This is a genomic window from Plantactinospora sp. CNZ320 (genome assembly GCF_002846275.1).
On the sequence record NZ_PJMP01000001.1, the window covers coordinates 3,814,389 to 3,828,586 of the forward strand.

11 protein-coding genes are annotated in these 14,198 nt (G+C 72.0%); 4 read left to right on the forward strand and 7 right to left on the reverse strand.

Annotated features, from left to right (window positions below):
- Positions 1–7: 7 nt before the first annotated feature.
- Complete coding sequence (locus CLT71_RS16735) at positions 8–1,153, reverse strand: glycosyltransferase family 4 protein (protein WP_101367934.1); 1,146 nt, start codon at positions 1,151–1,153, stop codon at positions 8–10.
- Between the two features lie 259 nt (positions 1,154–1,412).
- On the opposite strand from CLT71_RS16735, the gene CLT71_RS16740 reads away from it, so the two are divergent.
- Positions 1,413–2,123: a TIGR03089 family protein gene (locus CLT71_RS16740; RefSeq protein WP_101367935.1), complete on the forward strand. Its 711-nt coding sequence runs from the start codon at positions 1,413–1,415 to the stop codon at positions 2,121–2,123.
- Between the two features lie 6 nt (positions 2,124–2,129).
- Here the strand turns inward: CLT71_RS16740 and CLT71_RS16745 are convergent, their stop codons facing one another.
- Positions 2,130–4,139 carry an acetoacetate--CoA ligase gene (locus CLT71_RS16745; protein ID WP_101371515.1) on the reverse strand — a complete coding sequence of 670 codons (2,010 nt, stop codon included), beginning with the start codon at positions 4,137–4,139 and terminating at the stop codon, positions 2,130–2,132.
- Positions 4,140–4,313: 174 nt separating this feature from the next.
- Entirely contained in the window at positions 4,314–4,853 is a 540-nt protein-coding gene (locus CLT71_RS16750; protein ID WP_101367936.1) for an acyl-CoA thioesterase, read from the reverse strand.
- Between the two features lie 165 nt (positions 4,854–5,018).
- Between CLT71_RS16750 and CLT71_RS16755 the strand changes: the two genes are divergently transcribed.
- Positions 5,019–5,681 (forward strand): hypothetical protein, encoded by a 663-nt coding sequence (locus CLT71_RS16755; RefSeq protein ID WP_101367937.1) that lies wholly within the window; start codon positions 5,019–5,021, stop codon positions 5,679–5,681.
- 108 nt (positions 5,682–5,789) lie between these two features.
- Positions 5,790–6,662: a hypothetical protein gene (locus CLT71_RS16760; protein ID WP_101367938.1), complete on the forward strand. Its 873-nt coding sequence runs from the start codon at positions 5,790–5,792 to the stop codon at positions 6,660–6,662.
- Between the two features lie 55 nt (positions 6,663–6,717).
- Here CLT71_RS16760 and CLT71_RS16765 read toward each other — a convergent pair whose 3' ends face one another.
- From CLT71_RS16765 to CLT71_RS16780, 4 genes are all read right to left on the reverse strand, one after another.
- A complete protein-coding gene (locus CLT71_RS16765) occupies positions 6,718–7,278 on the reverse strand; it encodes a Uma2 family endonuclease (protein ID WP_101371516.1) in 561 nt (186 codons plus the stop codon).
- An 87-nt stretch (positions 7,279–7,365) separates the two neighbouring features.
- Positions 7,366–8,529 (reverse strand): acyl-CoA dehydrogenase family protein, encoded by a 1,164-nt coding sequence (locus tag CLT71_RS16770; protein WP_101367939.1) that lies wholly within the window; start codon positions 8,527–8,529, stop codon positions 7,366–7,368.
- 231 nt (positions 8,530–8,760) lie between these two features.
- Positions 8,761–9,243, reverse strand: a complete 483-nt coding sequence (locus CLT71_RS16775) for a peptidase inhibitor family I36 protein (RefSeq protein WP_101367940.1) — start codon at positions 9,241–9,243, stop codon at positions 8,761–8,763.
- Between the two features lie 159 nt (positions 9,244–9,402).
- Positions 9,403–12,204, reverse strand: a complete 2,802-nt coding sequence (locus CLT71_RS16780) for a M14 family zinc carboxypeptidase (RefSeq protein WP_101367941.1) — start codon at positions 12,202–12,204, stop codon at positions 9,403–9,405.
- Between the two features lie 488 nt (positions 12,205–12,692).
- On the opposite strand from CLT71_RS16780, the gene CLT71_RS16785 reads away from it, so the two are divergent.
- Entirely contained in the window at positions 12,693–14,120 is a 1,428-nt protein-coding gene (locus CLT71_RS16785; protein WP_101367942.1) for a UDP-glucose dehydrogenase family protein, read from the forward strand.
- The last annotated feature ends 78 nt before the right edge of the window (positions 14,121–14,198 follow it).

The window sequence follows — 14,198 nt, forward strand, 5'->3', positions numbered from 1 at the left end:
AACTCCGTCACGCCCGGGCCCGGCTCCAGGCCGCCAGGTGCACCTCGGCACTCGACTCCCAGGTGAACTCCTTGGCCCGGTCGAAGCCCGCCTTCGCCAGCGCGAGCCGCCGCGCCTCGTCGTCGAGCAGGGCACCGAGGTCGGTCGCGATCTGCTGCGGATCCTCGCTGGTGTAGGCGACCGCGTCGCCACCCACCTCGGGCAGCGACAGTCGCGGCGTGGTGAGCACCGGGGCGGCGCAGGCCATCGCCTCCAGGATCGGCAGCCCGAACCCCTCGCCGTACGACGGGTAGGCGGCGACCAGGGCACCGCCGAGGAAGCCCGGCAGGTCGGCGTAGCGCAGATAGCCGGGACGGAGCAGCCGCAGGTGCGCCGGCACGTCGGCGACGGCCCGGTCGATGTCGTCGTCGTGCCCCTGACCACCGGCGATCACCAGGGCGGGCGGCTCGGGCCGGTCCTTGACCGCCAGCACCCAGCCCCGGATCAGGTTCGGCACGTTCTTGCGCGGCTCCTTGGCGCCGAGGAACGCCACGTAGCTGTGCCCGCCCAGGCCGAGCCGGGCGCGTACCCGGGCCTTCTCCTCGTCGCTCGGCGCGTGGAACGCCGCCTGGTCGACGCCGTGGTAGGCCACGTCGATCCGGGTCGGGTCGGCGTCCAGCAGCCGGATCAGCTCGTCCCTGGTCGCCTTGCTCGGCACGATCACCCGGTCGGCGCGGCGCAGCGAGGTCTTGATCGCACTGCGGAAGAAGGTCCGACGTGACTTGTCGTAGTGCTCCGGCTCGGTGAAGAAGGTCGCGTCGTGCACGGTGACCGTGACCGGACAGCCGGCCCGGAGTGGACAGGTGTAGAACGGCGAGTGCAGCACGTGCGCGCCGACCTGCTGGGCCAGCAGCGGCAGCCCGGTCTGCTCCCAGGCCAGCCGGGCCGGCCGGTGCGCCACCGCCGCCGGTGCGGCGATCACCTCGGCCGCCGGCAGCATCCGGGAGTAGCGCTCGGCGTCGGTGCGCAGCCCGACCACCGCCAGTTCCAGCCCCGACCCGATCACCTTGCCCAGGGCGCCGAGCAGGCCGTCGACGTATCTACCAACGCCGCCCCGGTCAGCGGGGACGCTTGTGGCGTCAATTAGCACGCGGGGCGGGCGACCGGCGGTCACTTGGCGACTCCTCGGCTGGATGTGATGTGCGGAACACTTCAAGCCTACGCCGCACCGCCCCGGACGCGTCGACTGCGACCCGTCGGGCAACTGTCTTTCCGGTGACTCCCGACGGGTGCCCGACCGACCTCGGACGGGTCCGCGACGAAGCCGTCACGACGGGTGCGATCCGCAGGCTTCCGCCCGGGTTCGGCGACCGCCACGACCCGGTCCGGAGGTCGGGCGCCACCGGCCGGCCGGGTCGGTATCGTCGCGGGCGATGACCGAGAACATTGCCGGGCTCTTCGCCGCCGCCATCGCCGCCGACCCGACCCGACCGCTGCTGACCTGGTACGACGACGCCACCGGCGACCGGACCGAACTCTCCGGGGCGACAGTGGCCAACTGGGTGGCCAAGACCGCCAACCTGCTTGTCGACTCGGCGGGGCTGGCTCCGGCCGATCCCGTCGGGGTGCTGCTCCCGCCGCACTGGCAGACCGCCGCCGTGCTGCTCGGCTGCTGGTCGGTCGGGTCGGCCGTCTGCGGTGCCCGACCCGGTGAGCCGGACGGGCCGCAGCCGGTCGACGTGCTCTTCGCCTCGGTCGACCGGGTCGGCGAGGCGACGGCCTGGCCGGCCGGTGACCGGTACGCCCTGGCGCTCGCCCCGCTCGCCGCACCGGTACGCCAACTGCCGCCCGGCTGGGCCGACTACGTGGTCGAGGTACGCGGGCACGGCGACCACTTCACGCCGTACCCGGCGGCCGGTCCACAGGATCCGGTGCTTGTCGACCTGGCGGCCCAGCGCGCCGCCGAGCTGGGCATCGGGGCCGGTGACCGGGTACTCGTCGACGCCGCCCGTCACCCGGACCCGGTGGACTGGCTGCTCGCCCCGCTGGCCGCCGGGGCCAGCACAGTGCTCTGCGGCAACCTCGACCCGACCCGGCTGGACGACCGGGCGACGACGGAGAAGGTCACGGTTCGGTTGACGTAACGCAGATCACATCGACCGACCGGCAGCCCGGTTCCGGGCGAACCGTTCGAAGGCGAGCAGCGACTCCGGGTTGGCCAGTGCACCGGTGGCGGCGGCCGAGTCGACAGCTGCCCCGGTGAGGATCTTCTTCACCGGCACCTCCAGCTTCTTCGCCGACAGCGTCCTCGGTACCGCACCGACCTGGTGGATCTCGTCCGGCACGTGCCGGGGCGACAACCCGGTACGCAGCTCCCGGTTGATCCGCGCGGTCAGCTCGGCATCCAGCTCCAATCCCGGCCCGAGTACGACGAAGAGCAGCAGCTCCCCCGCCCCGCCCTCGTCGTCCTCCAGGTGCACCACGAGCGAGTCGGTCACCTCGGGCAGCCCCTCGACCACCGAGTAGAACTCGGCGGTGCCCAGCCGCACCCCGCCCCGGTTGAGGGTGGCGTCGGAACGGCCGGTGATCACGCAACTGCCCCGCTCGGTGACGGTGATCCAGTCCCCGTGCCGCCACACTCCGGGATAGACGTCGAAGTACGCCTCCCGGTAGCGGCGCCCCTCCGGGTCGTTCCAGAACCCGACCGGCATGCTCGGCATCGGCGCCGTGATCACCAACTCGCCGAGCTGGTCGATCACCGACTCGCCGTCGGTCGACCGCGCCTCCACCCGGGCACCCAGGCAGCGGCAGGTGATCTCACCGGCGACAACCGGCAACAGCGGCACCCCGCCGACGAAACCGGTGCAGACGTCGGTGCCACCGGAGATCGAGTCGAGCCGCAGGTCGGCGCCGACGGAGTCGTACACCCAGCGGAAGCCCTCGGCCGGCAGCGGCGCACCTGTCGAACCGACCCCGCGCACGGCGGAGAGGTCGAACGACTCCGCCGGGCGCAGCCCGGCCTTGCGGCAGGCCAGCAGGAACGGCGCCGAGGTGCCGAAGTAGGTGGTGCCGGTCTCGGCGGCCAGCCGCCACAGCGTGCCGAGGTCGGGTTCGGCCGGCTGGCCGGGCTCGGCCCGGACCGCCGGGTTGCCGTCGAAGAGGACGATCGCGGCACCCACCGCCGGGCCGGAGACCAGGAAGTTCCACATCATCCAGCCGGTGGTGGTGAACCAGAAGAACCGGTCCCCCGGGCCGAGGTCGTGGTGCAGCGCCAGCATCTTCAGGTGTTCGAGCAGGATGCCGCCGTGCCCGTGCACGATCGGCTTCGGCAGCCCGGTGGTGCCGGAGGAGTAGAGCACGTAGAGCGGGTGGTCGAAGGGGACCGCCGTGAAGGTCAGCGGCTCGTCGGTGGCCGCCGCCAGCTCCGCCCAGCGAAGCGCGCCGTCCGGCGGCGCGGCGTCCGGCTCCAGATAGGGCAGCACCACCGTGTGTACCAGCGAGGTCAGCTCGGCCCGGATCGTCGCCAGCTCGGCGCGGCGGTCGACCGGCTTGTCGCCGTACCGGTAGCCGTCGACGGCCACCAGCACGGTCGGGGCGATCTGCCGCCAGCGGTCGAGCACGCTGCGGGTGCCGAACTCGGGGGCGCAGGAGGAGAAGACGGCGCCGAGGCTTGCGGTGGCGAGCATCAACACGAACGTCTCGGGGACGTTCGGGGCGTACGCCGCCACCCGGTCACCGGGGCCGACGCCGAGACGGACCAGTCCGGCCCGGACCCGGCGTACCTGCTCGCGCAACTGCGCGGCGGTCAGGGTGACCGGGGCGCGGGTCTGGCTCTGTGCGATCACCACCGGCTCGTCGTCGGCCATCCCGGGCATCCGGAGTACGTGCTCGGTGTAGTTGAGGGTGGCGCCGGGGAACCATCGGGTGCCGGGCATGGAGGTGTCGACCAGGGTGGCGGTCGGCTCGGTGTGTGCGTCGACCTCGAAGTAGTCCCAGATCGAGCGCCAGAAGCCGTCGAGGTCGGTGACCGACCAGCGCCACAGCGCGGCGTAGTCGTCGAAGTCGAGGCCCCGGTGCCGGCGCAGCCAGCGCAGGTAGTCGCCGATCCGGGACCGGTCGTCGCCGGCCGGTGGCGGCGTCCAGAGCACCTCGCCAACCATGGTCCTGCCCCTCCCTACGGCCGGCACGACGGTGTGCCGGACCCGGTCGCCATACTGCCGTACCCGACCCGTCATTCTCCGCCCGGAAGGCGGCACCGGTACGCGGGCCCGGCCCACATGTCCAGGCCCCGGATCATGTGGGCCGCCCCAGGGGGAGAGCCGGTGCGGGGTGCCTCAGCCGGCCACGGAGGAGTCGCCGGCACCCCGGTGCGCCTGGATCGCCCTGCGCCTGGCCAGCCGGTGCGCCCGGCGGATCTCCGCCTCGCGGAACCGGCGCTCGTCGGTGGGCGTCTCCGGCAGCACCGGGCGGACCGGGCGCGGGTTGCCGGCCACGTCCACCCCGACGAAGACCAGATAGGCGGTGGCGACCAGGATCGGGGTCTCCTCGGCGCTGTCCCAGCGCTCGGCGACCACCCGGACCCCTACCTCCATCGAGGTCTGCCCGGTCCAGTTGACCTGGGCGTGCGCGTGCACCAGGTCACCGACCCGGACCGGCTCGGCGAAGACGATCTCGTCGATCGCGGCGGTCACCGCCGTGCCGCCCGAGTGCCGGGCCGCCGACGCCCCGGCCACGTCGTCGACGAACTTCATCAGCACCCCGCCGTGCACGGTGCCGTAGAGGTTGACGTCGACCGCCGTCATGATCCGGCTCAGCGTGACCCGCGAGTACGAGGTCGGCTTGCCGGCCGGCGGCGGCGAAGGCTGCTCGGTCATGCCCGCAACGGTACGGCGACGCGCCGTGCCGCCGCCCCTGCCGCCTCCGCCGGTGACGGGGGTTACCCGGATCACCCGGTCATCCCACGGTGACAGTCAGCAAGATCGATGCGAGACGCGCCCGGGCAGGCTGCTCGACGGCTGCCGAAACGGTACGGTGCGCGGATGCGACATCTCTGGAGCTTCCTCGCCGGAGTGGTGGCGGCGCCACTGACCTGGGCCCTGATCGCGCTCGGTCAGGACGGGTCCGCCCGCACCGTCACCCGCTGGGAGGAAGTCGGTACCTTCAACACGGCCAACCTGATCCAGGGGGCCGTCTACCTCGGAGTCGCGGGCATCCTGCTCGGCCTGCTCGGTACGCTGCGGCTCTCCCCGACGGGTCCGCTCGTCGCCGGCCTGCTGCTGGCCGCACCGTACGTCGGGCTGTTCGTCGACCCGTTCACGGTGCGCGACGCGGTGCCGGCGAACTGGAAGGTGTTCGGCGACCCGCTGCCGCTGGTGCAGGTGCTGGACAACGGCACCACGTTCCTGGTCGGCGTACTGCTGCTGATGGCCACCTTCAGCGTCCAGCGCTGGCGCCGTTGGCCCTGCCCGGTCGCCGCCAGCCCGGCACCGGCGCCGGCCGACCCGGAGGAGCCGACTCCGACCGACTGGTCCCTGCTGAACAACCCACCGGACACCGACGCCAAGCCGCCGACGCTGGGTTACCCGGAGCCGGACACCCAACCACTGCCGCCGCTACCGCGCCGCGATGCCGGCTCGCCGTGGTCGGCACCGCCCCGGACCACGGCGAAGCGCGACGACGCGGCCGGCAGCCCGACCGGTTGACCATGCCGGGGCGGGTCGTCCGTCGACCCGCCCCGGACCGACACGCCGATTCCGGCGTTGCCCGTTCCGGGTACGGTGCCGGAAGGCACTCCGGCGCGGGAGGTTGCGGTGCGACACCTTGGATCCCTGGTCTTCGGGTTGGTCAGCGTACCGATCATCTGGGTGTTGTTCGGGATCGGACTGGTCAGGTTCAACGGCGGCATCGCCAACGACCTGACCGGGGACATGATCGTGGGGTTCGTCGCGATCGTCGCCGTCGCGGGGCTGCTCGCCGCACTGCTGCTGCCCCGGTGGTCCCCGGTCGGTACCGTGGTCGCCGGCCTGTTCTTCCTGGTCATGGCGCTCTGGACCATGGTCGACTTCAGGTCGATGGCCGACCTGCTGCCGCGCTCCGTGTTCGGCGTCAACTTCGCTCTCACCGCCCCGGCCGGGGCCTTCTCCACCCTGATGGCCGTGCTGCTCGGCGCGACCCTGCTCGTACCGCAGCGCTGGCGCTCGCCCCGTGCGGCCGTGGCCAGCCTCCCCGGCGCCACCGGCCAGCCCGGTTTTCCGCCCCACCCACCGGCCGGCCAGCCCGCACCCGGCGGACAGTTCCCGTACGGACAGTTCCCGCCCGGCGGCCCGCCCGCGCACCCGCCCAACTACGGCCCCTCCGGCGCCCCGAACTACGCCCAGTCCGCACCGCCGAACTTCGGTCCCGCCGTACCGCCGAACTACGGCCCGGTCGCGCCGCACCACCCGACACCCTCGGCCCCGCCGTACAACGCCCCGAGCGCACCGCCGCAGCCGCCGAGCTTCGGCCCGCCGCAGCCGCCCACCTACAGTCCGCTGACGCCGCCGGCCCCGGCACCCCGGGCAGGCCAGCCGGGCAGCGACGAGACCACCCAGTTCGGCGGACGCTCCGACGAGACCACCCAGTTCAGCGGGGGCCGGGACGACGACGGCATGGACGGGGTGACCCGCCGACTGGGCGACCGCTGACGGTCCGCCCACGCCGTGGGCCGGTCGGCCGACGGGTCAGCTGCCGATCCGGTGCTCAGCCGCCGATGTGGTGGTCGGCCGGGTCGGTCTGCAACAGCCAGGCCAGCGGCATCTTCGCCGCCACCTCGTACGTCCGGTCCGGGCCGAGGACGTGCAGGGTGACCGTCTGCGCCGCATCCCGCTCGACCATCCAGTACCGCGGAATCCCGGCGTACGCGTACTCGCGGCGCTTGACGACCTCGTCCATCGCCGCCGAGCCGGGTGACACGATCTCGATCACCAGCACCAGGTCGGCGAGGGACAGCCAGACACTTCGCGGCTGTGCACGGGCCCAGACCGTGAGGTCGGGAATCCGGCCGCCGTCGCCGTCCGGACCGGGGATCCGGATTCCGGCGGCCTGGAGCACCTGCTCGGCCGGCCAGCCCGCCATGGCGAGCCAGACGAGGAGCCGGCTGGCGACCGCGGCATGCTCGGAGTCCGGCGGCGGCATGATCGACAGGGCTCCCTCGGGGCCCAGCTCATACCGATGGCCGTGCTGGTCGGCAGCGATCATGGCCGCCAGGTCGTCGAGCGTGACGACGGCGGGCAGGGCCCTGCCGAACGCCTCCGCACTCATGCGGTCATCGTATCCACCGGCCATCCACACCGGTCGGCGTTGCGCGGCCCGGGCGTGGCATCGACGTCCGGCGCACCGGCACGGAGGTCAGTCCTTGAGGAGTTGACGGGCCATCACGATCCGCTGCACCTGGTTGGTGCCCTCGTAGATCTGCGTGATCTTGGCGTCCCGCATCATCCGCTCGACCGGGTAGTCCCGGGTGTAGCCGTACCCGCCGAGGAGCTGCACCGCGTCGGTGGTGATCTCCATCGCGGCGTCCGAGGCGAAGCACTTGGCTGCGGCGCCGAAGTACGTCAGGTCGGCGTCGCCCCGCTCCGACCGGCCGGCCGCCGCGTACGTCAGCTGCCGGGCCGCCTCCAGCTTCATCCCCATGTCGGCGAGCATGAACTGCACGCCCTGGAACTCCGCGACCGCCTTGCCGAACTGCTTGCGCTCCCGCACGTACCCCTTGGCGTAGTCCAGCGCCCCCTGGGCGATCCCGACCGCCTGGGCGGCGATGGTGACCCGGGTGTGGTCCAGGGTCTTCATCGCGGTGCCGAAGCCGCTGCCCGGTTCGCCGATCATGCGGTCCGCCGGGATCCGCACGTTGTCGAGGTAGACCTCGCGGGTCGGTGAGCCCTTGATGCCGAGCTTCTTCTCCGGCGCCCCGAAGCTGACCCCGGGGTCGGACTTCTCCACCACGAAGGCGGAGATGCCGCGCGACCGGGCCGCCGGATCGGTCACCGCGAAGACGGTGTAGTACTCCGACACCCCGGCGTTGGTGATCCACCGCTTGACGCCGTTGAGCACGTAGTGGTCGCCGTCCCGGACCGCCCGGGTGGTCATCGACGCGGCGTCGCTGCCCGCCTCCGGCTCGGAGAGGCAGTACGAGAACATCGCCTCGCCCCGGGCCACCCGCGGCAGGTAGCGCCGCTTCAACTCCTCGGAGGCGGCCAGCAGCAGCGGCATGGTGCCGAGCTTGTTCACCGCCGGGATCAGCGAGGAGGAGGCGCAGGCCCGGGCCACCTCCTCGATCACGATCGCGGTGGCGAGGGCGTCGGCACCCGCTCCGCCGTACTCCTCGGGGATGTGCGGGGCGTGGAAGTCGGCGGCCCGCAGCGCCTCGTACGACGCCTTCGGGAACTCGCCGGTCTCGTCGGCCTCGGCCGCGTTCGGCGCGACCTTGGCGTCGCAGACCTCCCGGACGGCCTCCCGGATCGCCCGGTGCTCCTCCGGCAGCAGGTATGCGTCGAACGACGACTCACTGGTCACCGCGGCCCTCCCGGCACTCGTCCCCCGGCGGCACCGCGCCCCGGATATCCGAAGAATACCCGCCAGTAACCTGCTCCCGACAGCCCTACCCGGCCAGCCGGGGCAGGGCCGGACGCGGGCGCCGTTGGGCGCGGATGGCGTTGGGCGCGGAGCCGGCCCGGCTGGCAGCCCCCGACGCCGAGACTGTCGAGCTGGCTGCACAGACGGGGCGGCCCCGACCGGGCCACGAATTCAGCATTCGCCGCCCCAGCGGAAGGAATTCACCGGCAATGAGATGTAGAAGTTGCCCCGGCCCTCGGCCCAGCCGTAGTGCAGGCACGCCAATTCGATGCCGGTGTAGTTGAAGCCCTCGTACACCCGGACGTGGTCGCAACCGGAGCAGGGCGCGCCGTTGTTGAAATAGGAGGCGCGGTAGCCGCAACTCGAAGAGGGCACGTTTCCCCTGGACCAGCAGACACCCCCGTTGCCGTCGCGCTGGGTGTAGAAGCAGACGGCTCCGGACTCGCACCCCCAGGCTGCCACCGTCCGTCCGCTGTAGACACCCGGCGCGATCTCCCTGACGTCCGCCACCCCGGCCGGGCCCGGGGCGAGGGCTTCGACGGCCCGGGAACCGGGATCGTGCCCGGACGGATTCGCCCGGGCCACCCCGGGAACAAGCACCGACAGCGCGCCGATAACAGCGACGCCGGCCAGCAGTGAGCGGATGCTTTTCATCGCGTACCTTCCCCCCAGGCGAGAATTGTGGCGTCACCCTAGGTCGGTACGACTGTCGATGGGAAGAATCCGTGTCCGATCCATTGCGCGATTCCGCAACCGAACAAAGCAGTGGGGGTGGGAGAACACTCCCACCCCCCACGTACGTAACGCTGTCGGTCAGCCGACGACGGAGCGCAGCGGAATGCCCGCCGCCCGGATCTCCCGGACCAGTTCACGCAGGAACGGGTGCTCGTCCGACGTCAGACCCTCCGGGTTAGGGATGGTCAGGTACGCCGTACCGTTCGCCGTGCCGACCTGTGCGTCGTCGGCGTACCGGGCGACGATCGCCCGGGTCCGGTCCAGGTCGGCGGCGGCGACCCGGACGGAGATCGGCCGCCACTGCCCGCCCAGGTTCTCCGCTGCCGGCGCCGCGGCGGCGGAGGCCCGGGCCGGAGGTACGGCGGGAGCCGCCGCGCGGGCACCCGGCGACGCCGATGCCGCCGGACCCGCCGACGGTGCCAGCAGCGCGTTGGCGACCAGGTGCAGCCCACTCTCGTTGTACGCCCGGAACAGCGGGTTGAACGCGAACAGCACCGCCCGGCCGGCCCCGGTCGGCTCGTCGACCAGCGCGACAGTGCCCTTGAGCGCGTCCGCGTGCTCGGTGAAGCCGTTGTGCCAGAACCGCCCGTCGGCCGGGTACGTCAACACGTTCCTGCCGGTGGTGCTGGGCGAGAGGATCGAGTCGTTGTTGTTGAACTCGAAGTCCTCGGCCGGCCGGCCCAGCCCGACCGGGCTGCTCCGGTCGACGTCGACCCGCAGGTGCGAGCCGATCACGGTGTAGCCGGTCGGCTTCGGCAGCTCGACCGTCGAGGTCAGCCCGGCGGAGCGGGCCATCCGGGTGCCCTGGTTGCGCAGCCCGACGTAGGTGCCGCCGGCCGCCACCCAGGCCCGCAGGTTGGCCTGGCCTGCGGCGGTGAGGCCACCGGTCGGGTTGCTGCCGTCCGGCACCAGCAGGACGGTCCGGCCGGTGAAGGCCGCGGTGTTGTCGTTGATGTCCGCCGTACCGACCGGCTTGAGGTCGAGGCCCCACCGGGCACCGAGCACGTACCGGGCCTCGCCGTGCGAGCCGGAGGTGGTGGAGATGCCGGTGCCGGAGTACAGGCCGACGTCGGGCAGGGTCAGTGCGGTGCCGGCCGGTCCGCTCCGCCGGGCGGTCAGGGTCACCCCGAGGGAGCGGGCGAGCTGGTCACGCCCGCCGGTCAGGCTGGCCGCCGGCAGCGTCACGACGCCGCTGCGCTGGTCGCGACGCAGTTCCACGCCCGTGCCGAGCAGCTTGAAGGTCAGCTCGGCCGCCGCCGCCGAGTCCAGCGGGTACGCGTACGAGCCGTGCCTCGGCGCGCCGGAGTCCCGGCCACCGTCGACGCCCCGGACCCGTTCCGCCTTCGGCGAGAGCCGGTCACCCGTGTAGATCGTCTCCACGCCCATCAGCAGCGGGTTGCTCCAGGACGAGACGTCGTAGAAGTACGGGAACGGGACGTACGGGTCCTCGCCCAGGATCGCCTGGATCCAGTGCTTCTGCGGCTGCTCCATCGGGATCCAGTACGCGCCCGCCGGCACGGTGACGTTCCGGGCCGACCGGCCGCCGAAGACCTTCGCGTTCGGCACCTTCGTCGACTTCGTCAGCCGGTACACCTCGACGTCCATCCGGCGCAGCCGCTCGACGAGCCGGCGTACGTCGCCGAGCTGCCGGTTCGGCAGCAGGAAGTACGACCGGACCGTGACGTCCGGTACCGGGAACTGCACCTCGTTCGTCGGCTGCACGACCTCGTTGGGCTGGAGCCTGCCGGCCCGCCCCTCGGCCAGGGCGTCGGACCAGATCCGGAAGTAGTCCGACAGGATCTCCCGCCGGTTCTCCGAGGCCCAGCCGACGGTCGCCCACTGGGTGTTGAACTGCTGCTGCACCCGGTCCTGGACCGCCGACGAGCTGCCCTTCTCGTACGTCATCCCGGCGGCGCCGAAGCCGGTGGCCGGCACCGTGTCGCCGTACCCCATGAAGAACATGTCGTAGGTGTCGTAGTTGAAGTAGCACTCGCTGGTGACCGTGTCCGAGCAGGCGCCGTTGTAGCCGAAGCCCTCGGCGTTGGCCGCGCCGATCCGGTTGATCCAGTCGACCACCTCGTCGGAGATCTCGTGGTGGATCGGGTCGGCGTTCGGCGGGAAGAAGTACTCGTCGCCGCCCATCTCGTGCGCGTCGACGTAGACCTGCGGCGGGTAGCGGCGCAGCATCTCCAACTTGGCGTCGGTCTCCGGCTGGGTACGCGAGAACCAGTCCCGGTTCAGGTCGAAGCCGTACTCGTTCTGCCTGCGGCTGGCGTCCCGACCGTCCGGGTTCTGCGTCGACAGGATGATCGTGACGAGGTTCTGGTTGCGCTCGCGTACCTCGCAGGAGAGGCCGGCGGCCAGCTCGTAGAGGGTCTTCAGCGCGGCGTCGCCGCCGGACTTCTCCCCGCCGTGCACGTTGCCGGTCACCCAGACGATCGCCGGGCCCTTGGCTGCGATCTCCGCCGCCCTGCGGTTCGACAGTTTGCGCGGGTCGCGCAGGTCGCGGATGTCCCCGGCGATCTTCTCCAGCTCACCCCGGCGCAGGTGGGCGGGGTCGGAGACGATCGCGTACGGCATCGACTGGCCGAGCACGCTGTTGCCGAGGTTGCCGGTGATCACCCGGTCGGAGGCGGCGTCGACGGCACCGAGGTAGGAACGGATCTCGTCGTCGGTGACCAGCCGCTCCTGGCCGAGGCCGAGCGGGAAGCCGAGGTGCCGCTCCGGGCTCGGTACCCCGGTGAGCCGGGCGGACGGGTCCTGGCTGCATCCGGGCGGGGTCGGCGGCTTGCCCGGATGGGCGGCGGCCGGGGTGCCGGGCAGCAGCGGCAGCGGGGCGAGCAGCAGGGCGACCGCTGCCCCGCCGAGACGCCGGAACATCGATCTGGGAGGCTTCGGAGGGGGCGTCGGGGGGAACTTCGGAAGCGTCATCTGACGGTCGGATCCCTTCTCGGGGGTGGGGGGTACGGCTGGCAGAGATCGGCTTGAAGGTGGATCGGAGCCTATGAGCAGCGATTTCCGGGGGTCAAGATCCTTTAGCCAGAACGTTCGCCCACCAGCTACCAAACACGCCTAGCAGCAGAAATCGGGGGAATAGCACCGAGAAGGGGCGACCCGGACGGGCCTGGGGGACGGAGCGGCGGGCCGGCCGGCGTGCTGTGAAAAGCCCGACCGAAGATGCACCGGGAAGAGCGATCCGCGTAGGCTCAGCGCTTGTCGTACCCGGCGCGGGAGGCCGACTCGCCGACCGCGCACCCGCGACATCAGGTGAACAAGGCCCACAATGTCCGACATCGGCGCTCTCCTCCGGCGCCGACCTCCCACCGCGACGCAATGAAGCGCCGCCACTGCGAGCGGAGAACACAGGCGTGACGATCCCGTACCCGAGCACTCAGCCCATGCCGACGATCCCGGCGGTGACTCCGCCGTCCGGCGCCGCCCGCCCGCGTCTGACCTTCCTCGGCACCGGCTACCTGGGCGCGACGTACGCCATCTGCTTCGCCGAACTCGGCTACGAGGTGATCGGCTTCGACGTCGACGCCGAGAAGATCGCCAAGCTGGCCGGTGGCGAGGTGCCGTTCCACGAGCCCGGCCTCGACGAGCTGCTCAAGCGCAACCTGGCCGCCGGCCGGCTCCGGTTCTCGACAGACATCGCCGAGACCGCCGCCTTCGGCGACGTGCACTTCATCTGCGTCGGCACCCCGCAGCGGGCCGACGGCATGGGCGCCGACCTGTCGTACGTCGAGGCCGCCGTCACCGGGCTCTCCCAGCACCTGACCCGCAAGGCCCTGATCGTCGGCAAGTCCACCGTCCCGGTCGGCACCGCCGAGTGGATCGAGCAGCTGGTCGGCAAGCACGCCGACGGCGGTCTCGGGGTCGAGGTCGCCTGGAGCCCCGAGTTCCTCCAGGAGGGCTTCGCCGTCGAGGACGTGCTCCGGCCCAACCGGATCGTGGTCGGCGTCAAGAGCGAGTGGGCCAACGGCATGCTCTACGCGGCACACAAGGGCGTCTACGACCTGGCCGCCACCGAGGACCGGGAGGTTCCGCTGGTGGTGACCGACTTCGCCACCGCCGAACTGGTCAAGGTGGCCGCGAACGCCTTCCTGGCCACCAAGATCTCGTTCATCAACGCGATGGCCGAGGTCTGCGAGGTGGCCGGTGGCGACGTCACCCAGCTCGCCCGGGCGATCGGCTACGACCCCCGGATCGGCAACCGGTTCCTCCAGGCCGGCGTCGGCTTCGGCGGTGGCTGCCTACCCAAGGACATCCGGGCGTTCCAGGCCCGGGCCCAGGAGCTCGGTGCCGGCGAGGCGCTCCGCTTCCTGCACGAGGTCGACCTGATCAACCTGCGCCGCCGCAGCCGGGTGCTCCAGCTCGCCGCCGAACTGCTCGGCCGCCGGTACGGGCCGGCTGGGCCGGACCTCTCCGGCACCAGGATCGCGGTGCTCGGCGCCACCTTCAAGCCGAACTCCGACGACGTCCGGGACGCCCCCTCGCTCGCCGTCGCCGCCGCGCTACACAAGGCCGGCGCCGATGTGCAGGTCTACGACCCGCAGGGGATGGAGAACGCCCGCCGCGAGCGCCCCGAGCTGTCGTACACCGGCAGCATGAACGAGGCCGTGACCGGGGCTGACCTGGTCTGCGTACTCACCGAGTGGGCCGACTTCCGCAACGCCGACCCGATGGCGCTCGGCGAACTCGCCGCCGGACGGCGGGTCGTGGACGGTCGCAACTGCCTCGACTCTGGACTGTGGACCCAGGCCGGCTGGGAATACCGCGGCATGGGCCGGCCGTAACCCCACCAACCGCCGTCACGGCGGCCTCCGGTAGCGCAACCGCCGGACGGCGACAATCGTGAATTCGACGCCGACTTG